The organism is Microbacterium sp. PM5, assembly GCF_003293595.1.
In the GTDB taxonomy this organism is placed as follows: domain Bacteria; phylum Actinomycetota; class Actinomycetes; order Actinomycetales; family Microbacteriaceae; genus Microbacterium.
In genome coordinates this window covers 1,741,569-1,765,434 of record NZ_CP022162.1, presented here as the reverse complement: position 1 = coordinate 1,765,434, position 23,866 = coordinate 1,741,569, and the positions used below count along the sequence as shown (strand labels likewise).

Here is a 23,866-nt window from a genome sequence, read left to right as displayed (position 1 = left end):
ACAATGAAGCGCACATCCGTGTCGTTCCTCGCTGCGGCGGGGCTCGTCGGTGTGTTGGCGCTGACCGGCTGTGGACAAGCCGGCACGGGCGACAGCACGACCGCGGACGGTCGTACCAAGCTGACGATGTGGACGCATTCGGCCGGAAACCCCGCCGAATTGGCGGTCTATCAGCAGATCATCTCGGACTTCAACGCGTCGCAGGACAAGTACGAAGTGGTCGAGGAGTCCTTCCCCCAGGGCGCGTACAACGACGCCGTCGTCGCGGCCGCGGCATCCGGGGACCTTCCCTGCCTGCTCGACCTCGACGGGCCGATCATGCCCAACTGGGCGTGGGCCGGCTACCTGCAGCCGCTGGGCATCGACACGAAGATCACCGATGCGCTGCTGCCGACCGCCGTCGGAAAGTGGGACGGGCAGATCTACTCCGCCGGCTACTGGGATGCCGCGCTGTCGATTTTCGCCCGGAAGTCGGTGCTGGAGAAGAACGGCATCCGCATCCCGACCGTCGACAAGCCGTGGACGAAGGACGAATTCGGCGCGGTCCTGGCGACGTTGAAGGCCGCCGGCTACGACACCCCGATCGACATCGGCGCTGAGGACAAGGGCGAGTGGTGGCCCTACGCGTACTCGCCGTTCCTGCAGAGCTTCGGCGGCGATCTCATCGACCGCTCCACCATGCTCACCGCCGACGGCGCGCTCAACGGCAGCGACGCGGTGGCGTGGGGTACGTGGTTCCAGAACCTGTTCAAGGACGGCTACGCCAACGCGAACGGCACGGTCGGCAACCAGGAGTTCGTCGACAACAAGGTGGCTCTCAGCTACACGGGCGTGTGGAACGCGCTCGCGTCGGTCGACGCCGTCGGCGACGACCTCGCGATCCTGCCTCCGCCGGACCTCGGCACCGGCCCGAAGATCGGCGGCGGATCCTGGCAGTGGGCCATCTCCAAGGGATGCAACGACGCCGACGGCGCGCGCAAGTACCTCGAGTTCAGCTTCCAGGACAAGTACATCACCCAGTTCGCCGACCAGCAGATCGTCATTCCCGCGACCGACTCCGCCGCGCAGGCGTCGAAGTACTTCAACGACAAGGGCGTCCTGCGTCCGTTCGTCGAGCTCTCGCAGAAGTTCGCCGTTCTGCGCCCGGAGACGCCGGCCTATGCCGTCATCTCGACCACGTTCGAGACTGCGGCGAAAGACATCATGAACGGCGCCGACGTCAAGAGCTCGCTCGACCAGGCCGTCAGCGAGATCGACGCCAACATCTCGTCCAACGACGGGTACGGCTTCAAGAAGTGAGCCTGAGCGGGTGGGGCGCTCACACGTCCCACCCGCTCCGCTCGACGACCTCGAAAGAGTCACCATGACTGTCACCCCTGCCACGGCCGTGGCCGAGAAGCCGCGGCGCGCCCTGAGCCGCTTCCGCTCCATCCGCGGACGCGAGACGTGGGCCGGCCTGGCGATGATCGCCCCGGCCGGCATCCTCCTCGTCCTGTTCCTCGTCATCCCCGTGCTGCTCGCGTTCGGGCTCTCGTTCACGAACGCACGCCTCATCTCGCCGAACCCGCCGCGCTTCGTCGGCCTGGACAACTTCGCTCGTGCCTTCGGCGCCGACCCGATGTTCCTGCAGTCGGCCTGGAACACCTTCCTGTTCGCGCTCGTCGTGGTGCCGGTGCAGGCCGGTCTCGGCCTGCTGCTGGCGGTGCTGGTCAACCGCCGGATGCGGGGGGTCACCGCGTTCCGCGTGATCTTCTTCATCCCCGTCGTGACCTCGATCGTCGTCGTGTCGATCCTCTGGAAGTTCATGTACCAGAAGGACGGGCTCATCAACTCGTTCATCGACACGCTCACCTTCGGCGCATGGCAGAGCGTGGACTGGCTGAACAATCCGGCGACCGCACTGCCCGCGATCATCGTGCTGTCGATCTGGCAGGCGGTCGGCTTCCACATGATCATCTGGCTCTCGGGGCTGCAGACGATTCCCGAGGAGCTCTACGAGGCCGCGAAGATGGACGGCGCGAGCCCCTGGCGCCAGTTCACGAGCGTCACCTGGCCGGGCCTGCGTCCCACCATGGTGTTCGTCCTCGTCACGATCACGATCGCCGCGCTCGGACTGTTCGTGCAGGTGGACGTCATGACGCAGGGCGGGCCGACCGGCTCGACCTCGACGATCGTCTACCACGCCGTGCGCAAGGGCTACCAGCAGCAGGAGATCGGATACGCCGCGGCGATCTCGCTGATCTTCTTCGTCGCGGTACTGATCATCGCGCTCATCCAGCGCCGGCTCACGCGAGACAAGGACTGAGTCATGACCGCCACTGTCACCCCCGCCCCGGCTCCGGCGTCCGCCCCGGCATCCGCGCCGCGCCCCGTGCGCAAAGACGCGAGCGAGCGCCGTCGTCGGCGCATCGGGAAGATCCTCATGTACGTCGTGATGAGCGGCTTCGGCGTGCTCTTCCTCTTCCCGCTCGTCTTCATGTTCGTCTCGAGCCTCAAGCCCGACGCGCAGATCCTGCGCGACGTCAACTCACCGGCGGCCTTCCTCCCCGTCGGCGACATCAGCCTCGACAACTACTTCGGCGTCTTCGACCGCGTTCCCGTCGCCCAGTTCATGTTCAACTCGGTGCTGGTCACTGTGCTGACCGTGGGACTGGGGCTCATCGTCAACTCGATGGCCGGCTTCGCCCTGTCGCGACTGAGGTGGAAGGGGCGCCTCGTCGTGATGGCGCTGATCATCGCGACCCTCATCGTGCCGTTCGAGACGATCGCCGTGCCGATGGTCTACTGGGTGTCCCACCTGCCGACTCTGGTGATGGAAGGCGGCGTGCTGAAGTACGACTTCGGCTGGCTGAACACCTACCAGGTGCAGATCGTGCCGTTCATCGCCAACGCGTTCTCGATCTTCCTGTTCGCGCAGTACTTCTCGACGATCCCGGCCTCGCTCGATGAGGCGGCGCGCATCGACGGCGCCAGCTGGTTCACCGTCTACCGCCGCATCATCGTGCCGCTGTCGGGGCCGGCGTTCGCGACCGTCGCGATCCTCACGTTCCTTCCCGCGTGGAACCAGTACCTGTGGCCGCTCATGGTGGTGCAGAAGGAGGGCCTGCGGCCCGTGATGGTCGGGATGCAGTACTTCTTCCAACTGAACACGGCGTGGGGAGAGGTCATGGCCTACACCTCGCTGATCACGCTCCCCGTCCTCATCGTGTTCCTCGTCTTCCAGCGCGCGTTCGTCAGCAGCATCGCGGCCAGCGGAGTGAAGGGCTAAGCGCACATGTTCGACCTCTCCTCCTCCTGGGTCTGGGACTACTGGTTCGCCGACGACGGTGAGACCTACCACCTCTTCTTCCTCTATGCCTCGCGCGCCCTGCACGACCCGGACGCGCGCCACTACCGGGCCTCGGTCGGCCACGCCGTGTCCGACGACCTCATCACGTGGACGCCGGTCGCCGACGCCATCGTCCGCGGCGAGGCGGGCAGCTTCGACGACCTCGCGACCTGGACCGGCTCGACCGTCCGCGGCGGCGACGGGCTCTGGTACCTCTTCTACACCGGGTCGTCGCTGGCTCCCGATGGCAAGAACATCCAGCGGATCGGCTGCGCGACCTCGCCAAACCTCATGGTGTGGACGAAGGTGCCGGGGCCGCTGCTGTCGGCATCCGGCCCCTGGTACGAGACGCTCGCCGACGGTGACTGGCACGACGAGGCGTTCCGCGACCCCTGGGTGTTCGCCGACCCCGATGGCGACGGCTGGCACATGCTGGTGACCGCCCGTGCCCCCGAGGGTCCGGCCTTCGGCCGCGGCGTCATCGGCCACGCCTGGTCGCCCGACCTGAAGACGTGGGAGCTGCGACCGCCGCTGTCGGCGCCCAGCGAGCGGGGCTTCGGACAGCTCGAGGTCATGCAGGTCGAGGTCGTCGACGGGCGGCCCGTGCTGCTGTTCTCCTGCCTGGCGGAGCACGCGATGCCGGCCCGCGCCGCCGAACGCGGCGGGACGTGGGCGGTTCCCGCGGCGAGCGTGCTCGGGCCGTTCGAGGTCGAGGAGGCCTACCCCCTCACCGACGCGAGCCTCTACGTCGGGCGGCTGCTCCGACGGCGCGACGACGGCCAGTGGCTGCTGTTCGCTTTCCACAACCTCGACGAGCACGGTGCGTTCGTGGGCGGCATCACCGACCCTCTTCCCATCGGCTGGGTCGATGGTCGCCTCACCGTGCGGGAATCGACGATGCGTCCGCCCGCCGCTCATCCAGGTGGCCTCGGTACCCTGGAGTCATGACCGAGTCCAGCCCCGTGCGCACCACCCGTCCCCGTCAGGTGCGCCCGCGCGCGGAAGGCTGGACCCAGCGGCTCGACACCGACGGCAAGCCCCTGCTGCAGTTCGCCGCACCCAAACGGGGGATGCCGCCCGTGCACCTCGCCGACCTGACGCCCGAGCAGCGCGTCGAGAAGGTCAAGGAGCTGGGGCTGCCGGGGTTCCGGGCGAAGCAGGTCGAGAAGCACTACTTCCAGCACTACACGTCGGATCCCGCCGCGATGACCGACCTCCCGGCATCCGGCCGGGAGGAGCTCGTCGCGGGCCTGCTGCCCCACCTGCTCACCGAGGTGCGACGGCTGGAGACCGACCGCGGCGACACGATCAAGTTCCTCTGGAAGCTGCACGACGGGGCGCTCGTCGAATCGGTGCTCATGCGCTACCCCGGTCGCATCACGCTGTGCGTGTCGTCGCAAGCGGGGTGCGGCATGAACTGTCCGTTCTGCGCGACCGGTCAGGCGGGGCTCACCCGCAACATGTCGGCGGCGGAGATCATCGAGCAGGTCGTCCGCGCGAACGCGGCGATCCGTGCCGGTGAGCTGGGCCCCGCCGAGCACGCCGACGAGCGCGTCACCAACATCGTCTTCATGGGGATGGGGGAGCCCCTCGCCAACTACAACCGGGTGATGCAGGCCGTCCGCACGATGGTCGACAAGGATCACGGCCTGGGGATGAGCGCGCGCGGCGTGACGGTGTCGACCGTGGGCCTCGTGCCGGCGATCAACAAACTCGCCGCCGAGGACATCCCGGTGACCTTCGCGCTGTCCCTCCACGCTCCCGACGACCAGCTGCGCGACGAGATGATCCCGATCAACTCGCGCTGGAAGGTCGACGAGGCGCTGGATGCCGCGCGCGGCTACTTCGAGAAGACCGGCCGCCGCGTGTCGATCGAGTACGCCCTGATCAAGGACATGAACGACCACGCGTGGCGCGCCGATCTGCTCGCGACGAAGCTCAACGACCGCGGCCGCGGCTGGGTGCACGTGAACCCGATTCCGCTGAACCCGACGCCGGGGTCGGTGTGGACGGCCTCCGAGAAGGAGGTGCAGCGCGAGTTCGTGCGCCGCCTCAACGAAGCCGGCATTCCGACGACCCTCCGCGACACCCGCGGCAAGGAGATCGACGGCGCGTGCGGCCAGCTCGTCGCCACCGAGGAAGACCGCGCGGTCGCGGCATCCGTGCCCGTCGACTGAACCCGTCGACGCGTCCTGTCAAGGCTGGCCCCGTGCATCGGCGGCGGCAGTAGCGTGGAGTCATGGTCAACTATCGCTATCTCGGCAACAGCGGCTTCAAGGTTTCGGAGATCACCTACGGCAACTGGGTGACCCACGCCTCCCAGGTGGAGAACGACGCCGCCATCGCCACCGTGCACAAGGCACTCGATCTCGGCATCACGTCGTTCGATACCGCGGATGCCTACGCCAACACCGCCGCGGAGGTCGTGTTGGCCGACGCACTGAAGGGCCTCGAGCGCACCGACTACGAGGTCTTCACGAAGGTCTACTGGCCGATCGGCAAGAAGGGTCCGAACGACCAGGGTCTGTCGCGCAAGCACCTCTTCGACGGCATCCACGGCTCGCTCCGCCGGCTGAACGTCGACTACGTCGACCTGTACCAGGCGCACCGCTTCGACTACGAGACCCCGCTCGAGGAGACGATGCAGGCGTTCGCCGACATCGTGCGCCAGGGCAAGGCCCTCTACATCGGCGTCAGCGAGTGGACGGCCGAGCAGCTGCGCGAGGGCGCCGCACTCGCCAAGGAGCTGAACTTCCAGCTCGTGAGCAACCAGCCGCAGTACTCGGCGCTCTGGCGCGTCATCGAGGGCAAGGTCGTGCCGACCTCCGAGGAGCTCGGCATCTCGCAGATCGTCTGGTCGCCGATGGCGCAGGGCGTGCTCAGCGGCAAGTACCTGCCCGGTCAGCCCGTTCCCGAGGGCTCGCGGGCGACCGACGAGAAGAGCGGGGCGAACTTCATCAAGCGCTTCCTGCAGGACGACACGCTCGCCGCCGTGCAGAAGCTCAAGCCGATCGCCGAGCAGGCGGGCCTCACCATGCCGCAGCTGGCGATCGCGTGGGTGCTGCAGAACCCGAACGTCTCGGCGGCACTCGTGGGCGCCTCGCGCCCCGAGCAGCTCGAGGACTCGGTCAAGGCGTCCGGCGTCGTCCTCGATGCCGAGGTGATGTCGGCGATCGATGAGGCCCTCGCCCCCGCCGCGGTCACCGACCCCGAAGAGACCTACACGGTCTCGCCTGCCTCTCGTCCGCTCTGAGCGCTCTCACGATGAGAGACGTCGTCTGACGATGGTCACGACGAGCGCCGGCATCCTGCTGTACCGGACCGATCCGGACGGCACGGTGTCGGCGCTCGTCGCACATATGGGCGGTCCGTTCTGGGCGCGCAAGGACGAGGGGGCCTGGTCGATCCCCAAGGGCGAGTTCGACCCGCGGTCGGAGTCGGCGAGGGATGCCGCCGCGCGCGAGTTCCGCGAAGAACTCGGTGTCGATCCGCCGGATGTCCCGTATGTCGAGCTCGGCACCTTCGCGTACTCTTCGGGGGCGAAGTCCGTCACGGTGTTCTGTGGCGACGGCACGGGATTCCTCGCCTCCGATGCCGACCGCGCCGCGCTCGTGTTCGGCGCGTTCGAGATGGAGTGGCCGCCGCGGTCGGGACGCCGTCAGAGCTTTCCCGAGATCGACCGCGTGGCCTGGATGCCGCTCGCAGAAGCCCGCCCCCGACTGGTCGCCGGGCAGCGGCCGGCGCTGGACGCGTGTGAACGGTTGACGCGCAAGATGTGACCCTCTTGCGGGCGCACCCCCGGTGGCGAAGACTGTGCGCGACGAAGGGGGCCCTCATGGCACACGGCGACATCACGCACATCGACATCCCGGTCGCGGACGTGGCGACGGCGGCGGCGTTCTACTCCGAGCTGTTCGGCTGGCAGATCGCGGAGCCGCCCGGCTTCGAGGGCTACCCGATGTGGTCGGCCCCCAACGGCATCAGCGGCGGCGGACTCGCCCCGCGCAGCGAGGGGTTCACCCAGCCGCGTTCGTACGTCGAGGTCGATTCGATCGACGACACCATCGCCAAGGCCGAGGCCGCCGGGGCGACGGTCGCCATGGGCAAGCAGCCGATCACGGCGAAGAGCTGGTGGGCAGTGATCGTCGACCCCGACGGCAACCACATCGGCCTGTTCGAGGGGACGACCCAGGACTAGCGCTTCTTCTTCGGTGCTGCGGACACGTCGAGCTGAGGGTGCAGGCCGCCCAACGACGACCACGCACTCGCAGTGCCCTTCGCGGCGTGCTCGGCGCCGCGGACGGCGCGTTCGTCGGCCCATTCGTTCAGGACGTGTCCGCGGTGCCCGCGGACGTGCTCGAGCACGACGTCGGGAAGACCGGCCGCTCGCCGCGCGTCGCGAGCGGCGATGAGCTGTTCGAGCAGGTCGCGGTTCTTGGTGGGTGCTCCGGTGGAGGTCTTCCAGCCGCGGCGGCGGTGGGCATCCATCCACGAGGAGTACGTGTCGATCGCGTACTTCGAGTCGGCCTGCACGACGAGATGTGCGACGTCCGCGTGGTCCTCGATCGCCTTCAGCAGCCCCATGAGCTCGCCGATGTTGTTCGTGCCCACCGGGATCGCGCCCGCCGCCCAGTGTCCGTCTTCGCCGACCCATGCCCAACCGGTCGGTCCCGGGTTGCCCTTGCAGGCGCCGTCGGTGGCCACGGTGTAGGTGTCGGTCGGATCGGTCGCGGAAGTCACCGTTCGACGGTACTCGATGGGGCAGGCGGCGGATGCCGCGGGTGCGTCCGGGCTCCTCTCGTATGCTGACGACATGACCGGTGTGCGCGTGACGACAGAGCTGGACGAGATCGACCTGGACCTCGTGCACCGCTGGCTCTCCGAGGAGGCGTATTGGGCGCTCGGGCGCAGCCGTGAGCTCGTCGAACGCGCCGCCCGGGCGTCGCTGAACTTCGGGGCGTTGGATGCCGACGGCATACTCGTCGGCTACGCGCGCGTCGTCACCGATGCTGCGACGTTCGCGTGGGTGTGCGACGTGTTCGTCACGCCGTCCGCACGCGGCGCGGGTGTCGGAACGCTGCTCGCCGAGACGATCGCGGCCGCGGTTCGGCCGTGGGGACTGAAGCGGACCATGCTCGCGACCGCCGACGCCCACGGCGTGTACGAGAAGGTCGGGTTCGTGCCGCTGCCGAATCCCGAGCGGATGATGGTCCTGGGAGGCTGAATCTCCTCCTGAACTGCGGTTTTCGGTGCCTCTCCGACGAGGAATGTCGGAGGTTGCCGGTAGCGTCGGGGCTATGAAGGTCGTCGACGGTAGTTCCTCCCCGGATGTTCCGGGCGGGTGGGATGCCGTCGAAGACGATGCGTTTCCGTGCGATCCGGGCTGGGTTCCGCCCGATGCGGTGGACCTGGTCTGTGATGCGGATGCGATGGTCGCCGTTTTCGCCGCGGAACGCTACCGACGGGTCGCCACGTACCGGCGAGAAGCTCTCGCAGACGCTGCTGGTCGCGGTCGGGGCCTCATCGATGTGGCCGAGCGGGCGATCCGGTTGGAACTCGCGGCGGCGCTGCGGGTCACGGAGCATGCCGCCGGGATGCTGATCGCCGAGGCGCAGGCGCTCGAGACCCGCTACCCCGCCGCGCTGGCCGCGTTGGGGGCGGCGCGGGTGACGGAACGGCACGTGCACGTGTTGGTCGAACTGCTCGACCCGCTCGCCGCGACCGAGCGCGACGCGGTCTTTCCGCGGGCGCTCGTCCTCGCGGAGGCGGAACCGGTCGGCACATTCCGTCGCCGGCTGCGGGCGCTGATCGACCAGACCCGTGTGGAGAGCCTCCCGGAGCGGCACGAGCGGGCGCTGGACGAGCGGCGGGTGTTCGTGGAACCGGCGGACGACGGGATGGCATGGCTGAACGCCTACCTCCCGGCGGTGGAAGCCCACGCCATCCACGGACGGCTCACCGCGATCGCGAAGGCGGTGACTGCTGCTGACGGCGATGAGCGCACGCTGGAGCAGGCGCGCGCAGACGTGTTCGGCGACCTGCTGATCGACGGCACCTGCACCGCTCACCCGGACGCCGCCCGCGGCATCCGAGCCACCGTCGTCGTCACCGTTCCCGCCCTTGCCCTCCTCGACGCATCCACCGATGCTCTGAACTGCGGGGTCGCCGTCGTCGACGGTGTCGGGCCGATCCCGATCGACAGAGCCCGCGAGCTGTGCGGCGGGGGAGACGGGTGGATGCGGATCCTCACCCACCCCGACACCGGCGCCGTCGTCTCCGTCGGGCGAGAACGCTACCGGCCCCCACCCGCGCTGCAGCAGCTCGCCCGCTGGCGCGCGGCGCGGTGCATGGCACCTGGCTGCGGAATGCCCGCCGACCGATGCGACCTCGACCACACCCTCGCCTGGGAACACGGCGGCCATACCGCGCTGACCAACCTCGCCCCACTGTGTCGCGGACACCACACCGTCAAACACCACGGTGGCTGGCAGGTGCGCCAACTCAGCGAGGGCACCTCTTCCGGATCGCTCGAATGGATCTCCCCCTACGGACGCCGGTACGTGGTCGCGCCCGAACGCACCCTCCCCGTCTTCACCCACTGACGCGTGCTCGGCTCCGGCGGAGGTCGTGGGCCGAGAGAGAATGGGAGGATGACCTCACCGCGCCCCGTGCTCACTCTCGTCGGCGGTCCCACGGCGATCATCGAGTACGCCGGCATCCGCGTCCTCACGGATCCGACGTTCGACGAGCCGGGTGACTACCCGTCGGGAACGGTGACGCTGCACAAGCTCACCGGTCCTGCCCTGACGCCCGACGACGTCGGCCGGATCGACGTCGTGCTCCTGTCGCACGACCAGCATCCCGACAACCTGGATGCCGCGGGCCGCGCGTTCCTGGCGCGCGCCACCACCGTGCTCTCCACGCCCGCAGCGGCCTCGCGCATCGAGGGCGTCCACGGCCTCGCGTCGTGGCAGTGCCACACCGTCGGCAGTGTCGAGATCATCGCCGTCCCGGCTCTCCACGGTCCGGCCGGCGCCGAGGAGCTTTCCGGGCCGGTGACGGGTTTCGTCCTGCGCGCCGCGGGCGAGCCCGTCGTCTACGTCTCCGGCGACAATGCCGATAGTGCGCTCGTCGCCGAGATCGTCGAACGCATCGGCCCGATCGACATCGCCGTCCTGTTCACCGGTGCGGCCAACGTCGGGCGTTTCGGCGACAGCGACCTCACCCTCAACGCGCGCACCGCGGTCGAGGCCGCACGGGCGTTGGGCGAGGCGATCATCGTTCCGGTGCATGCCGAGGGATGGCACCATTTCACCGAGACGATCGACCGCCTCGAGCGTGAGTTCGCCTACGCGGGACTCGCCGACAGGTTGCGTGTGCCTACCGCCGGCGTGCCGTTCGCGCTCTGACGCGGTTCGACCGGTGTCCCGGAGACGAGGTCGGCGACCGTGAGCGTGCAGAGCGCCGGATGCCGCCGCGTCGCGGTCGTGATGGACCGGACCAGCATCGCCGTTCGCGCACCGGGCGGGCATGCGGGCTGACGGAGTCGTCGCGCGATGCCCGCGTCGATCGCGCCGAGCGTGTCGCGGTGGGCATCGAGGGCGTCGTGACCGTCCGTGTCGCCGCCGCGGTCGTCGTCCGCGAGCCAATCGATGACGCGTGCGATTATCCACTCCGACTCAAGTGGCATGGTGGCTGGCTGATTCTGAGGAAGGGGGGTCACAGGGCGGCGGGTCATTGGACCAGAATCGGTTTCGATGAACGCTCACGACAGGGCCACTTCGCCGCGAGTGGTCACACGATTGGCCGATACGGACCGTGCCGCAGCGGTGTCTCCCACGGCGCTGGCGGCACGGCTGGGTCGCTGGGCCGACTCCGATGGGTCTCTGACTGCGAGTCTGGCCGCTGCTCTGCGGGCGCTCGTGAGCTCGGGAGAACTGCGCCCGGGTGACAGACTGCCCTCGGAGCGCGCGCTCGCCGCGGCCGTCGCGGTATCGCGCGGCACCGTGGTCGCGGCCTACGCCGCGCTCGCCGACAGCGGCGTGCTGGAACGGCGCCAGGGCAGCGGCACGCGCGTCGCGGGCGCCGCGATCGCGCTGCCGGCCCGGCGCTCGCAGGGCGAGAGCCTCTTCCAGGCCGCGCCCGCCGCCATCGACCTCCTGCGCGCGGTGCCGCGCATCCCTGCGCGCACGATCGAGATCGTGCGCGGGTTCGATGCCGCCCTCGTCGCCGCGACGGCCACCGATTCCGACCCCGCGGGCCTGCCCGAGGTGCGCGAGCGTATCGCGCGACTGCTGTCCGACGACGGCACGCCGACGACGCCCGAGCAGGTGATCGTCACCAGCGGCGCCCAGCAGGCGCTGAGCCTCGTGATCGACGAGCTCGTCTCTCCGGGTGACATCGTGCTGAGCGAGGAGCTCAGTTGGCCGGGTCTCGTCGACCCAGTCCGGCGGCGAGGAGCGCGCGTGCACGGGGTGCCGATGACGCCGGACGGCGTCGACGTGGATGCCCTGGAGACCGCGATCGTGGCCCTGCGCCCTGTCCTCATCGCCCTCAACCCCCACCACCACAACCCGACCGGATCACGCATGCCTCCGGCATCGCGTCTGGCTGTCGCTGAACTCTCCGCCCGCTACGGCGTGCGTGTCATCGAAGACCGCGTACTCGCGAACATCTCCTTCGACGGCGTCGTTCCCGTATCGCTCGCGGCGCTGCGGCCGGATGCGCCCGTGATCGTCGTCGACTCGTTGTCGAAATGGGCGTGGCTGGGACTGCGCATCGGGTGGGCGCGCGCTGATCCCGTGCTCATCCGGCGGCTGCGCGCATCGCGGCAGCTCGTCGACCAGGCCGCCAGCCTCCCGGCGCAGCACATGGCGTTGGGTCTTCTCGACAACGCGCCCGCCCTGCGCCGCGACGCGAGCGCCACCCACGCCGCGGCGCTGGAGCGGTTGGTCCCGATGATGCACGAGCACCTTCCGGGCTGGACCTTCGACGTGCCGCGCGGCGGCCTCTCGCTCTGGGCGCGCCTGCCCTCGGGTTCGGCGACCGCATTTGCGCGGCGTGCGGCTCTGGCGGGCGTCGCGGTCGCCGGCGGGTCGGAGTTCTCGGCATCCGCACCCGCCGACGACCACCTCCGCATCCCGTTCACCTCTCCCGACGAGCTGCTCCACGCCGCGATCGAGCGGCTCGGGCGGGTGTGGCGCGCGGAGTGATCACCCGGCCTGCGGAGCTGTCGCCTCCACGGTCTTCGACAGTTGCAGCCACGTCTCGACGACCGTGTCGGGGTTGAGCGAGACGGACTCGATCCCCTCCGCGACGAGCCATTCGGCGAGGTCCGGATGATCCGACGGGCCCTGTCCGCAGATGCCGACGTACTTCCCTGCCGCACGGCACGCGCTGATCGCCATCGACAGCAGGCGCAGCACGGCCGGATCGCGCTCATCGAACGTGGAGGCCACGAGCGCCGAATCGCGATCGAGCCCCAGCGTCAGCTGGGTCATGTCGTTCGACCCGATCGAGAATCCGTCGAAGAACTCCAGGAACTGATCCGCGAGCAGCGCGTTCGAGGGCAGCTCGCACATCATGATGACCTTGAGGTCGTTCTCGCCGCGACGCAGCCCGTTCTCGGCGAGCAACTCGACCACCGCGTGCCCTTCGCCGACGGTGCGCACGAACGGCACCATCACCTGCACGTTGGTGAAGCCCATCTCCTCGCGCACGAACCGGAGCGCCTCGCACTCCATGTCGAAGCACGCGCGGAAGTCGGGCGAGATGTAGCGCGAGGCGCCGCGGTAGCCGAGCATCGGGTTCTCCTCGTGCGGCTCGTACAGCTCGCCACCGACGAGGTTGGCGTACTCGTTCGACTTGAAGTCGCTGAGACGCACGATCACCGGCTCGGGCCAGAACGCCGCCGCGATCATCGACACGCCCTCCGCGACCCGCCGCACGAAGTAGTCGCGCGGCGCGTCGTAGGCGGCGGTCGCGTCGGCCACGCGGGCGCGCAGCTCGCCGTCCAGCGCGTCGAACTCCAGCAGCGCTCGCGGATGGATGCCGATCTGTCGATTGATGATGAACTCCAGCCGCGCCAGCCCGACACCACGGTGCGGCAGTCGTGAGAACGAGAAGGCCTGGTCGGGCGTGCCGACGTTCATCATGATCTTCACCGGCGCCTCCGGCATGGAATCCAGCCGGGTCACCTCCTCCTCGAACGGAAGGATGCCGCGGTACACGAACCCGGTGTCGCCCTCCGCGCACGAGACGGTGACCTCCTCTCCGTCCACGAGCGCGGCGGTGGCATCGCCCGTGCCGACGACGGCGGGAATGCCGAGCTCGCGCGCGATGATCGCGGCGTGGCACGTGCGACCGCCGCGATTGGTCACGATGGCACTCGCGCGCTTCATGATGGGCTCCCAGTCGGGATCGGTCATGTCGGCGATGAGCACCTCACCCGGCTGGAAGTCGGCCATCTGGTCGAGACTGCGCAGCACTCGCACCGGTCCCGCGCCGATGCGCTGACCGATCGCCCGCCCGGCCGTCACGACCTTACCGCGCGCGTCCAGCACGAAGCGGCGGATGACCCCGGCTTCGACGCGCGAGACGACCGTCTCGGGTCGAGCCTGCAGGATGTAGAGCCGACCATCGACGCCGTCCTTGCCCCACTCGATGTCCATCGGCCGGCCGTAGTGCTCCTCGATGATCAGCGCCTGGCGCGCGAGCTCGACCAGGTCGGCGTCATCGATCGAGAACCGTCGACGCTCTGCCGTCGGAACGTCTTCGAACCGCGTCGAGGCTCCCGCTTCGCGCGCATCGGTGTAGCGCATCGCGATGGCCTTCTCGCCGACCGAGCGCTTGAGCACCGCCGGACGGCCCGCGCGCAGTGCCACCTTCGAGACGTAGAACTCGTCGGGGTTGACCGCTCCCTGCACGACGGCCTCGCCGAGTCCGTACGAACTGGTGATGAAGACGGCGTTCTCGAAGCCCGATTCGGTGTCGACGGTGAACATGACACCGGCAGCGCCCACGTCGGAACGCACCATCTTCTGGATGCCGGCCGACAGGGCGACCTCGTCGTGGTCGAACCCGTGGTGAGCGCGGTACGCGATGGCACGGTCGTTGTACAGCGACGCGAACACCGAGCGGATCGCAGCCAGGACGTTGTCGATGCCGGCGACGTTGAGGAAGGTCTCCTGCTGCCCGGCGAAAGAGGCGTCGGGCAGGTCCTCAGCGGTCGCCGAGGAGCGCACCGCGAACGAGGCACCGGGGTGCTCCGCCGTCAGCCGCTCGTACGCGGTGCGGATCGACGACTCGAGATCTGCGGGCAAGGGCTGCTCCTCCACCCACGCGCGGATCTGGGTACCGGCGTGGGTGAGGGCCGCGACATCCTCGACATCGACCTCGGCGATCGCCGCCGCGATGCGTTCGCGCAGCCCGCCTTCGGCCAGGAACTCGCGATAGGCGTCGGCGGTCGTGGCGAAGCCGCCGGGAACGCTCACCCCGGCGGCGGCGAGGTGGGACACCATCTCGCCGAGCGACGCGTTCTTTCCGCCCACGGCGGGGAGGTCGGCCATGCCGAGCTGGTCGAACCAGAGGATGCTGCTCATGTGTCGGGCCTTTCGATGGGTACGGGGAAGGGGAAGCGGGAGAGTCAGGCACGCAGCTTGAGGGACTGCATGATCACGGCGGACATCTCCTCGACGCTCTTGGTCGACGAGTTCACGAACGGGATATGGGTACGCCGGTAGAGGTCCTCGGCGCGCCGCAGCTCGAGGGTGCACTGCGCGAGGCTCGCGTAGGTCGAGTCGGGCCTGCGCTCGTGACGCACCTGGCTGAGTCGCAGCGGTGTCGTCGTCAGCCCGAAGCAGCGCGCCGCGAACGGGGCGATCGCTCGCGGTAGACCCTCGGTGGGAAAGTCGTCGTCGGTCAGCGGGTAGTTCGCCACGAGAAGCCCGTACTGCAGGGCCAGGTACATGGTCGTCGGCGTCTTGCCACAGCGCGATGGCGCGACGATCAGGACGTCGGCCTGATCGAGAGCGCGCATGCTCTGGCCGTCGTCGTGCTCGATGGCGTATTCGACCGCGCGCATCCGGGCAAAGTACTGCTCGGTGTCGCCGACCGTGTGGAAGGAGCCGAGCTGCTCGGACGCGGTCGTTCCAAGCGCCGCCTCCAGCTCGGTGAGATGGCCGCTCAGCAGATCGATGTGCGTCGCCCGCGCGCCGCCGAGCACGCGCGCCACGGCGGGGGAGCGTACGGTGTGGAACACGAGGGGCTGCAGCCCGGCATCCGCCGCTCGGTCGATCTCTCGGGCGACCGCGGCGGCGCCCTCGGCCGAGTCGACGAACGGCACGGTGTGGTGACGAAACGACACACCCGGGAAGTTGACGAGCAGAGCCCGCCCCAGCGTCTCCGCGGTGATGCCCGTCGAGTCGGAGACGAAGTAGGCGGCACGGGGCGTGGTGGTCACGTGCGCTCCTCGTCGTCTCGGCGGATCCCGACGGCAGTTCGGGCGGCGGTCTTACGACCGATTGCTTCGAGGCTACGAAAGATGACGTATCTCTCCGCTCGCTTTCAAGCGAAAGAATGCCGCTTCTTGTCGCTCGGGGAGGATTCGCCCGGCGTCAGGACCGGAGCTCGCGGCGGCGCATGCCCGCGAGCGCGATGAGCGCCGCGGATGCCGCGACCACCACGAGCACGGCGACGCCGCGCGGATCGACGCCGTTTCCGCTCGGTACGGGAGCGGCGGCGAAGGGCGAGGCGTCCACGAGTGACGCACTCAGACCGAAGAGCGGGCCGAACAGCGCGACGACGGCGGCGACGGCCAGCAGCGCCCACGCGAGCACGACCGCCGCACGCGGAAGCGCGACCACCAGGGCGGCGGTCACCGCGGCGAACAGGCAGGCCGGGACGATCTGCCCCGCACCGGCCACCGCCGCATCGCGCAGGAGCCCGCCACCGACGCCCCCGGTAAGTGCTCCGACAGCGGCGCCGACGATTCCCGCCACGATCGTGAGGGCCGCGGCGGTCGCGGCGACCGAGATGTGGTCGGCGAGCCACCGCGTGCGTGTGAGCGCGGTACCGAGGATCAGCTCCGCCGTGCCGCGGGTCTCGTCCTGGCGCGCGCGCAGAGCGGTCTGTGTTGCGGCGCACGCCGCGATGACTCCGAGCATGACGAAGAAGATCACGACCAGACCGCGTGAGAGGTCCTCGGACGTTCCGCTCAACGCCTCCAGCAGCGCGGTGACGGCCGCGTTCCCCTGGCCGATCCGCCCGGCAAGACCGGCGAGCGACGTCGACAGAATACCGACGAGCATCCCTGCCACGATCCAGCCGACAGCCGCAGCACGGCTCTGGCGCACCACCAGCGCCAGATGTGTCGCGAAGCCCGGTCGAGCCTCGGCGCGACCGACGCGTGGCGGGACGAAGGAGGATCCCAGGTCGCGGCGCGCGTGCAGCAGGGCGCACCCGCCGAGGAGGAGGAACGTCGTGAGTGCCGCGGCCGCCAAAGGAAGGGGGTCGTCGGCATCGAACGGGCGGGTGTTTTCGGCCCAGCCGAACGGCGAGAACCACGTCAGGGCGGAGCTCGTCATCCGGGTGAGGTCGGCGTTCGGCGTCCCGAGCGCATTCCCGGTGCCGGCAAGGGCGAACGTGCCGACCAGGATCCACACCGCCAGCGCGTTGGCGGCGCGCGAGGAGGGCATGAGTTCGCCGGCCACGAGCCCGACGCCGAGGAAGACCGTGCCGACGAGTGTGCAGCATGCTCCCGTCAGTGTTGCTCCCGCCAGTGGCGCGCCATTGCCGATGAAGAGGAGAGCGACCACCGCGCCTGAGAGGACGGCGACGCCGATGCCGTGCACGGCGGTCGAGGCGAGCGGCGCGGTGCGCCCGGCCGGGGTGGCCGACACCAACTCGAGACGGCCGTCCTCCTCATCCCCGCGGGTATGGCGCACCGCCAGAAACGAGCACATGAGGGCGACGACGAGCAGCAGCCAGGGCAGCAGGAGGAAGGAGACCAGCTGCGACTCCGACGCGCCGGAAGGAAGCCCACGGAACAGGAGCACGACGGGGTTCGTCATGACCGTGGCCAGCAGAGCCAGGCGTTCCTGCTCGTCGCCGTACGACCCCCGCACGCCCGGATATCCGGCCGCGGCCAGGGCGGCGAGTCCGAGGATCCAGACGGTGAGCGATACGGCGTCGCGCCGCAGGCGCTGGCGCAGCAGCAGCCCGAACGGTCTCACCGCCGGGCGCCTTCGCTCGGCTCTGCGCCCGCGCCGTAGTGGCGCAGGAACAGCTCCTCCACGGACGGCGGCGCGATGCGCAGTCCTTCGGCGCCGAGCTCGGCGAGGCGGGGCAGAGCGAGGGCGACGGCATCGCTGGCGAGCGTCAGCGAGATCCGCCCGCCCTCCTCCCGCACGTCCTCGGCGCCGGGCACGGTCGCGGCGGTGACCGGGGTCGCGCGCGCGGATGCCGCGAACGACACCTCGGTGCGCGTGAGATGGCGCATCTCGGCGAGAGAGCCCGTGTCGACGATGCGCCCGGCCCGTACGATCGACACCCGGTCGCAGAGCAGCTCGACCTCCGAGAGGATGTGGCTCGACAGCAGTACCGTGGCGCCGGCATCCCGTACTCGCGCCACCTCCTGGCGGAACACCACCTCCATCAGCGGATCCAGACCGCTCGTGGGCTCGTCGAAGATGTAGAGCTCGGCAGGGACGGCGAAGGCGGCGATGAGCGCGACCTTCTGCCGATTGCCCTTCGAGTAGGCGCGTCCCTTCGTGCGGGTGTCGAGCTGGAAGGCGTCGCACAGTCGCCGCCGTGCGGCGGCGTAGCGCGGGCCGGTGCCCCCGCCGCGGAGGCGACTGAGCAGATCGATGGCCTCGCCGCCGGAGATGTTCGGCCAGAGACTGACGTCGCCGGGAACCGATGCCACCCGTCGATGCAGGCGTGCGGCATCGCCCCACGGGTCGGCGTCGAGTACGGTCGCCGTGCCCGAGGTGGGACGTGCGAGGCCGAGGAGGATGCGGATGGTGGTCGACTTGCCCGCGCCGTTGGGGCCGAGGAAGCCGTGCACCTGGCCCGCCTCGACGACGAGGTCGAGCCCGTCGAGGGCGTGCACGCGGCCGTAGTGCTTCGTGAGGGCGTCCGTGCGGATGACGGCGGTCATGCGCCGGATGCTACGCCGAGGGCGGGTGCCGCGGTAGATGCGACACCCGCCCTTTACCCCCGGTGCGTCGAGGACTGCGCTCAGATCTGCGAGCGCGGCCCGGGTTCGACGATCTTGTTGAAACCGGTGACCGGCTGGTTCTCATCGAACGACACCACGGGGCGACGGAACCCTCGGGTGAGGAAGACGAGATACACGAGCCCGAGCCCGGTCCAGATGAGGCCGACGATGAGCGCGTGGTCGTCCAGGTTCACCCACAGCAGTCCGGTCAGCGCCATGCCGATCGCGGGCATCACGATGTAGTTGATGATGTCGCGCGGCGTCCGTCGACGTCCCTGGCGAACCGCGAACCAGGCGATCACCGAGATGTTCACGAAGGTGAACGCGATGAGGGCGCCGTAGTTGATGTAGTCGACGATCTGATCGAGGGTGAAGGCGATGGCCGCCAGGCTCACGATGCCGACCAGCACCACCGTGAAGGCGGGTGTGTGGGTGCGCGGACTGATGTAGCCGAAGAAGCGCTTGGGCAGCACGCCGTTGCGGCCCATGACCAGCAGCATGCGCGCGACCGACGCGTGCGAGGCGAGCCACGACGCCAGCGTGGCTGCGAAGCCCGCCGCCGTCAGCACCGACTGCAGCACGATGCCGCCGACCTGCGAGCCGATCTCCGGCAGCGTCGAGTCGGCGATCGCCTCGGGCGGGAACGCCTCGTGGGCCGGGAAGCGCAGCTGCGTGAAGTAGGCCGCGACGAGGAAAATCGCGCCGCCCACCAGCACGGTCAGCAGGATCGCGCGCGGCATGGTTTTCGGGTTCTTCGCCTCCTCCGCGTACATCGTCACCGCGTCGAAGCCGATGAACGAGAAGCAGACGATGGTCGCACCGGCCAGCACCGCGCCGAACTCGACCTCGGGGTGGAAGAACGGCTGCACGGAGGCGACCGTGCCGGCGCCAGCGCCCTGCACCAACTGCACGATGACCATGACGACGAACACCGCCATGACCACGATCGAGAAGATCAGCAGGATCATGTTGACGTTGGAGGTGCCGCGCATCGTCAGGTAGATGATCCCGGTGACGCCCGCGGTGAAGGCCACGACCCACACCCATCCCGGGATGTCGGGGAAGAGTGCCTCCATGTAGCTGCGCAGGATCAGGGCGTTGACCATCGGCAGCAGCAGGTAGTCGATGAGCGACGTCCAGCCGACGAGGAAGCCGAGGCTCGGGTGCATCGACTCGCGGACGTAGGTGTACGCGGAGCCGGCGCTCGGGATGACGCCGACCATCTTGCCGTAGCTGATCGCGGTGAAGCCCATGACGACGAGGGCGAGCGCGTAGGCGGCGGGGACGACGTTGTTGGTCTCGACGGCGACATTGCCGAACGTGTCGAACACGACCGTCGGGGTCATGTAGCCGAGGCCGAGACCGACGATGGACCAGACTCCCAGAGAGCGCGCAAGGGTGGCGGAGCGAGAGGATGCCGACGTGGCGGCCAGTGACTCGTTCGTGATTCCTCCTGATGGTGAGGTGTTTCGGGTGCTCGAATACTAGGGTCGCCCTGTTTCGTTTGTGTAGCGTCGCCGTCACCTCCGATGACGCGTGGGCACCATGTTCGGACGATTCGACCGGGGATCGCCCGTTCGCGGACGAAGGGTGTGGGCTCAGACCCCGCGCAGCCCGTCGGTGCGCTCGAAGATGAGGCTCGTGTTGGTCGCCGCGACGATGGAGTGCGTGGAGAGGTGGTCGGTGACGAAAGAGCGCAGGTCGGCGCTGTCGCGCCCGCGGAAGTGGATCACGAAGTCCTCCGCGCCGGCGACATAGAAGTACTGGGCGACGTCGGGGTGGGTGCGCAGCTCCTCGGCGAAGCGGGTCAGCTGCGCGCGTGCCCCCGGGCGGATCCGCACCGAGACCAGAGCCTCGGTGCGGTACCCCAGTGCTCCCGGATCGACGTCGATCGTGAAGCGACGGATCACCCCGCGCGATACGAGGCGCGAGATGCGTGCGTGCACGGTCGACGCCGCGACGCCCAGGGTCGCCGCAAGACGACTCAGTGGCTGGCGGGCATCGTCGCGCAACTCGTCGATGAGTCGGAGATCGGCGGCATCCAGTGAAGGATCAGCGGAAGAGACGGCCATTTCCCGAGCATAGTTCTCAGCGCTGAGGCAATTTCACCGAATTTTCGGATGCTCTTGTCGAGCGTCCGGAGGGCTGACATCGTGATCGCGCTGCACCGCTCCACTCCCTTTCCCGCGGACCATGTCGAAGGAGTCCCGCCCATGATCATCGGTGTTCCCACAGAGATCAAAGACAGTGAGCGCCGCGTCGGCATGACGCCCACGGGGGTCGACGAGCTCTCTGCACACGGCCACCGGGTGCTCATCCAGAGCGGAGCCGGCGTCGGGTCGGGTTTCAGCGACGACGCCTATCGCGCCGCCGGAGCCGAGATCGTGGCCGAGGCCGCCGAAGTCTGGGGCGGCGCGGACCTTCTCGTGAAGGTCAAGGAGCCGATCGCGCCCGAGTACGGCTTCCTGCGCTCGGACCTCACGCTGTTCACCTACCTGCATCTGGCCGCCGCGCCGGCGCTGACGACCGCTCTCCTGGATGCCGGTACCACCGCCATCGCCTACGAGACGGTGCAGCTGCCCGACCGGTCGCTGCCGCTGCTGGCCCCGATGAGCGAGATCGCCGGCCGACTGTCGGTGCAGGTGGGCGCGCAGCAGCTGCTCGGTCCGGCCGGGGGACGCGGCATCCTGCTCGGCGGCGTGCCCGGCACACCGCGCGGCCGTGTCGTCGTGATCGGTGGCGGCGTCGCCGGCACCCACGCCGCACAGATGGCCGTGGGACTCGGCGCGCACGTGACCATCGTCGACCTGTCGATCCCGCAGCTGCGCCGCCTCGACGAGCGTTTCGACGGCCGCGTCGACACGCGCGTGTCCACCCGTTCGACGATCGCCGACCTCGTCGCCGACGCCGACCTCGTCATCGGCTCGGTGCTGGTGCCCGGCGCGGCGGCGCCCAAGCTCGTGACGCTCGACATGGTCGAGCGCATGCGCCCGGGCTCGGTGCTCGTGGACATCGCGGTCGACCAGGGTGGCTGCTTCGAGGGCACGCATGCGACCACGCACACCGATCCGACCTACCGGGTGCACGACGCCATCTACTACGCCGTCGCCAACATGCCGGGAGCGGTGCCGTTGACCTCGACCCTCGCTCTCACCAACGCGACGCTGCGGTACACGCTCGCGCTCGCCGATCGCGGCACCGATGCGGCCCTCGAGGGCGACGCCTCGCTGCGTGCGGGTCTGTCGATCCGCGGCGGCGAGGTCATCGACACCCGCATCCTCGCCTGACCTCGCCCACCAGGCTCGCGAGCCGCGACGTTTCTGCCGAGCCGCCATGTTTTCGCGTGTCGAAACATGGCGGCTCGGCGAGAAGATGGCGGCTCGGCGGGGTGGGAGAGGGGGGTCAGAGGCGGGACCAGGCTTCTGTGAGCACGGAGCGCAGGATCTGCTCGATTTCGGTGAATTCGGCCGGGCCGATGGTCAGCGGCGGGGCGAGCTGGATCACCGGGTCGCCGCGATCGTCGGCGCGGCAGTACAGGCCCGCGTCGAACAGCGCCTTGGAGAGGAAGCCGCGCAGCAGCCGCTCCGACTCGTCGTCGTCGAAGGTCTCCTTCGTGGCCTTGTCCTTGACCAGCTCGATGCCGAAGAAGTAGCCGTCGCCGCGCACGTCGCCGACGATCGGCAGGTCGAGGAGCTTCTCCAGCGTGGCGCGGAAGACGGGCGAGTTCTCGCGGACGTTCTCCAGCAGCTTCTCCTCCTCGAACACGTCGAGGTTCTCCAGGGCGACGGCAGCCGACACGGGGTGGCCGCCGAAGGTGTAGCCGTGCGGGAACGACAGATCGCCGTGCGCGAAGGGCTCATAGACGCGGTCGCTCACGATCGTGCCGCCCAGCGGCGCGTAGCCGCTGGTGACGGCCTTCGCGAACGTGATCATGTCGGGCTGGTAGTCGTAGGCCTGCGCGCCGAAATAGTGGCCCAGGCGCCCGAAGGCGCAGATGACCTCGTCGGAGACGAGCAGCACGTCGTAGCGGTCGCAGATCTCACGCACGCGCTGGAAGTAGCCCGCCGGTGCCGGGAAGCACCCGCCGGCGTTCTGCACGGGCTCGAGGAAGACAGCGGCGACCGTCTCGGGACCCTCGAACTGGATCATCTGCTCGATGCGGTCGGCCGCCCACAGGCCGAACTCCTCGGGGGTTCCGCCGCCGAAGCCGGACTCCGCGGCTCGATAATAGTTGGTGTTGGGCACGCGGAAGCCGCCCGGGGTGACGGGCTCGAACATGTGCTTCATGACGGGCAGGCCGGTGATCGCGAGGGCGCCCTGCGTGGTGCCGTGGTACGCGATGGCACGGGAGATGACCTTGTGCTTGGTGGGCTTTCCCTGCAGCTTCCAGTAGTGCTTGGCGAGCTTGAACGCGGTCTCGACCGCCTCGCCGCCGCCCGTGGAGAAGAAGACGTGGTTGAGGTCGCCGGGCGCGAGGTTCGCGATGCGGTCGGCGGCTTCGATGCCCGAGGGGTGTGCGTACGACCAGAGCGGGAAGAACGCGAGCTCCTCCGCCTGTTTCGCCGCGGCCTGGGCGATGCGGGAGCGTCCGTGGCCGGCGTTGACGACGAACAGGCCCGCGAGCCCGTCGATGTAGCGCTTGCCGCGCGAGTCCCAGATGTGGTGGCCCTCGCCCTTGACGATGATGGGCACGCCGGCGCCCTCGGTCATCACCGACTGGCGTGCGAAGTGCATCCAGAGGTGGTCGCGGGCCTTGGCCTGCAGGTCGGCGTCGTCGATGGTCATCGTGTCCCCCAGTTGTAGAGCTGACGGTGGAGTTTGAGGTAGACGAAGGTCTCGGTCGAGACCACCTCGGGAAGGGCGCGGATCTGCTCGTTGAGCAGGTCCATGAGGTCGTCGTCGTTCTCGCAGACGACCTCGACGAGCAGATCGAACGAGCCCGCCGTCGACACCACATAGCTGATGCCGGGCAGGGTCGACAGCCGCGCGGCGATGCCGCGGGTGTCGCCGGCGACCCGGATGCCGATCATCGCCTGACGGGCGAAGCCGAGCTGGAGCGGGTCGGTGACGGCCACGATCTGCATCACGCCCTGGTCGACGAGCTTCTGTACGCGCTGGCGCGTGGCGGCCTCGCTGAGGCCGACGGCCTTCGCGATCTCGGCGTAGGGTCGGCGCCCGTCCTCCTGCAGCTGCTCGATGATCGCTTTGGATGCGGCATCCAGCGGCTGTCGGCCCGAAGGTGCGGTTTCCGTCGTTTGAGGCATGATCGGCGACGATATCAATCGCGGCAGTGAATAATCAAGACTGATTCAGAAGTCACC

Annotated in this window: 23 protein-coding genes; 13 read left to right on the top strand and 10 right to left on the bottom strand. The window is 69.1% G+C overall.

The genetic code is table 11. The features are described 5' to 3' along the window. The first annotated feature begins 3 nt into the window (after positions 1-3). The 8 genes from CEP17_RS08560 to CEP17_RS08525 all read left to right on the top strand — a co-directional run bounded on the left by CEP17_RS08560 (position 4) and on the right by CEP17_RS08525 (position 7,526). On the top strand, positions 4-1,299 hold the full coding sequence (locus CEP17_RS08560; RefSeq protein WP_112931954.1) for an extracellular solute-binding protein: 1,296 nt from the start codon (positions 4-6) through the stop codon (positions 1,297-1,299). 64 nt (positions 1,300-1,363) lie between these two features. Beyond that, a complete protein-coding gene (locus CEP17_RS08555; RefSeq protein WP_112931953.1) occupies positions 1,364-2,305 on the top strand; it encodes a sugar ABC transporter permease in 942 nt (313 codons plus the stop codon). A gap of 117 nt (positions 2,306-2,422) precedes the next feature. Continuing rightward, positions 2,423-3,268, top strand: a complete 846-nt coding sequence (locus CEP17_RS08550) for a carbohydrate ABC transporter permease (RefSeq protein ID WP_231860968.1) — start codon at positions 2,423-2,425, stop codon at positions 3,266-3,268. Positions 3,269-3,274: 6 nt separating this feature from the next. Next, entirely contained in the window at positions 3,275-4,276 is a 1,002-nt protein-coding gene (locus CEP17_RS08545; protein ID WP_112931951.1) for a glycosyl hydrolase family 32, read from the top strand. Then, positions 4,273-5,505, top strand: coding sequence for a 23S rRNA (adenine(2503)-C(2))-methyltransferase RlmN (gene rlmN, locus CEP17_RS08540; RefSeq protein WP_112931950.1), 1,233 nt, complete (start codon positions 4,273-4,275; stop codon positions 5,503-5,505). The genes CEP17_RS08545 and rlmN overlap by 4 nt, the downstream gene beginning before the upstream one ends. 62 nt (positions 5,506-5,567) lie before the next feature. Beyond that, the gene (locus tag CEP17_RS08535; RefSeq protein WP_036319715.1) at positions 5,568-6,581 is read left to right on the top strand and encodes an aldo/keto reductase family protein; all 1,014 of its coding nucleotides are present in this window, start codon (positions 5,568-5,570) and stop codon (positions 6,579-6,581) included. Positions 6,582-6,612: 31 nt separating this feature from the next. Further along, entirely contained in the window at positions 6,613-7,107 is a 495-nt protein-coding gene (locus tag CEP17_RS08530; protein ID WP_112931949.1) for an NUDIX domain-containing protein, read from the top strand. A gap of 56 nt (positions 7,108-7,163) precedes the next feature. Next, positions 7,164-7,526: a VOC family protein gene (locus CEP17_RS08525; protein ID WP_036319711.1), complete on the top strand. Its 363-nt coding sequence runs from the start codon at positions 7,164-7,166 to the stop codon at positions 7,524-7,526. Here CEP17_RS08525 and CEP17_RS08520 read toward each other — a convergent pair. Next, on the bottom strand, positions 7,523-8,068 hold the full coding sequence (locus CEP17_RS08520) for a ribonuclease H (RefSeq protein ID WP_112931948.1): 546 nt from the start codon (positions 8,066-8,068) through the stop codon (positions 7,523-7,525). The two genes, CEP17_RS08525 and CEP17_RS08520, sit on opposite strands and share 4 nt — an antisense overlap. Before the next feature lie 73 nt (positions 8,069-8,141). Between CEP17_RS08520 and CEP17_RS08515 the strand changes: the two genes are divergently transcribed. The 3 genes from CEP17_RS08515 (at position 8,142) to CEP17_RS08505 (ending at position 10,737) form a co-directional block, all read left to right on the top strand. Further along, entirely contained in the window at positions 8,142-8,552 is a 411-nt protein-coding gene (locus CEP17_RS08515) for a GNAT family N-acetyltransferase (protein ID WP_036319721.1), read from the top strand. A 73-nt stretch (positions 8,553-8,625) separates the two neighbouring features. Next, positions 8,626-9,930, top strand: coding sequence for an HNH endonuclease signature motif containing protein (locus CEP17_RS08510; RefSeq protein WP_239498477.1), 1,305 nt, complete (start codon positions 8,626-8,628; stop codon positions 9,928-9,930). A 48-nt stretch (positions 9,931-9,978) separates the two neighbouring features. Next, positions 9,979-10,737: an MBL fold metallo-hydrolase gene (locus CEP17_RS08505; RefSeq protein WP_112931946.1), complete on the top strand. Its 759-nt coding sequence runs from the start codon at positions 9,979-9,981 to the stop codon at positions 10,735-10,737. Here the strand turns inward: CEP17_RS08505 and CEP17_RS08500 are convergent. After that, positions 10,677-11,018 carry a hypothetical protein gene (locus tag CEP17_RS08500; protein WP_112931945.1) on the bottom strand — a complete coding sequence of 114 codons (342 nt, stop codon included), beginning with the start codon at positions 11,016-11,018 and terminating at the stop codon, positions 10,677-10,679. The two genes, CEP17_RS08505 and CEP17_RS08500, sit on opposite strands and share 61 nt — an antisense overlap. A 67-nt stretch (positions 11,019-11,085) precedes the next feature. Here CEP17_RS08500 and CEP17_RS08495 point away from each other — a divergent pair, with 67 nt between their 5' ends. Beyond that, entirely contained in the window at positions 11,086-12,540 is a 1,455-nt protein-coding gene (locus CEP17_RS08495; RefSeq protein WP_112931944.1) for a PLP-dependent aminotransferase family protein, read from the top strand. Here CEP17_RS08495 and ppsA read toward each other — a convergent pair whose 3' ends face one another. The 6 genes from ppsA to CEP17_RS08465 form a co-directional block, all read right to left on the bottom strand. Further along, entirely contained in the window at positions 12,541-14,928 is a 2,388-nt protein-coding gene (gene ppsA, locus CEP17_RS08490; protein ID WP_112931943.1) for a phosphoenolpyruvate synthase, read from the bottom strand. A gap of 44 nt (positions 14,929-14,972) precedes the next feature. After that, positions 14,973-15,788, bottom strand: a complete 816-nt coding sequence (locus tag CEP17_RS08485; protein WP_112931942.1) for a pyruvate, water dikinase regulatory protein — start codon at positions 15,786-15,788, stop codon at positions 14,973-14,975. Positions 15,789-15,942: 154 nt separating this feature from the next. Further along, entirely contained in the window at positions 15,943-17,559 is a 1,617-nt protein-coding gene (locus CEP17_RS08480) for a polyketide antibiotic transporter (RefSeq protein ID WP_112931941.1), read from the bottom strand. Next, positions 17,556-18,485: an ABC transporter ATP-binding protein gene (locus CEP17_RS08475; protein ID WP_112931940.1), complete on the bottom strand. Its 930-nt coding sequence runs from the start codon at positions 18,483-18,485 to the stop codon at positions 17,556-17,558. Before CEP17_RS08475 ends, CEP17_RS08480 begins: the two co-directional genes overlap by 4 nt. An 80-nt stretch (positions 18,486-18,565) precedes the next feature. Beyond that, a complete protein-coding gene (locus CEP17_RS08470) occupies positions 18,566-19,930 on the bottom strand; it encodes an APC family permease (protein ID WP_275427330.1) in 1,365 nt (454 codons plus the stop codon). Between the two features lie 213 nt (positions 19,931-20,143). After that, positions 20,144-20,617 carry an Lrp/AsnC family transcriptional regulator gene (locus tag CEP17_RS08465; protein WP_231560325.1) on the bottom strand — a complete coding sequence of 158 codons (474 nt, stop codon included), beginning with the start codon at positions 20,615-20,617 and terminating at the stop codon, positions 20,144-20,146. 141 nt (positions 20,618-20,758) lie between these two features. On the opposite strand from CEP17_RS08465, the gene ald reads away from it, so the two are divergent. Then, entirely contained in the window at positions 20,759-21,832 is a 1,074-nt protein-coding gene (ald, locus tag CEP17_RS08460) for an alanine dehydrogenase (RefSeq protein ID WP_112931939.1), read from the top strand. A 115-nt stretch (positions 21,833-21,947) separates the two neighbouring features. On the opposite strand, the gene CEP17_RS08455 is transcribed toward ald, so the two are convergent. After that, complete coding sequence (locus CEP17_RS08455; RefSeq protein WP_112931938.1) at positions 21,948-23,330, bottom strand: aspartate aminotransferase family protein; 1,383 nt, start codon at positions 23,328-23,330, stop codon at positions 21,948-21,950. Then, positions 23,327-23,809, bottom strand: coding sequence for an Lrp/AsnC family transcriptional regulator (locus CEP17_RS08450; protein WP_112931937.1), 483 nt, complete (start codon positions 23,807-23,809; stop codon positions 23,327-23,329). The genes CEP17_RS08455 and CEP17_RS08450 overlap by 4 nt, the downstream gene beginning before the upstream one ends. Positions 23,810-23,866: the final 57 nt, after the last annotated feature.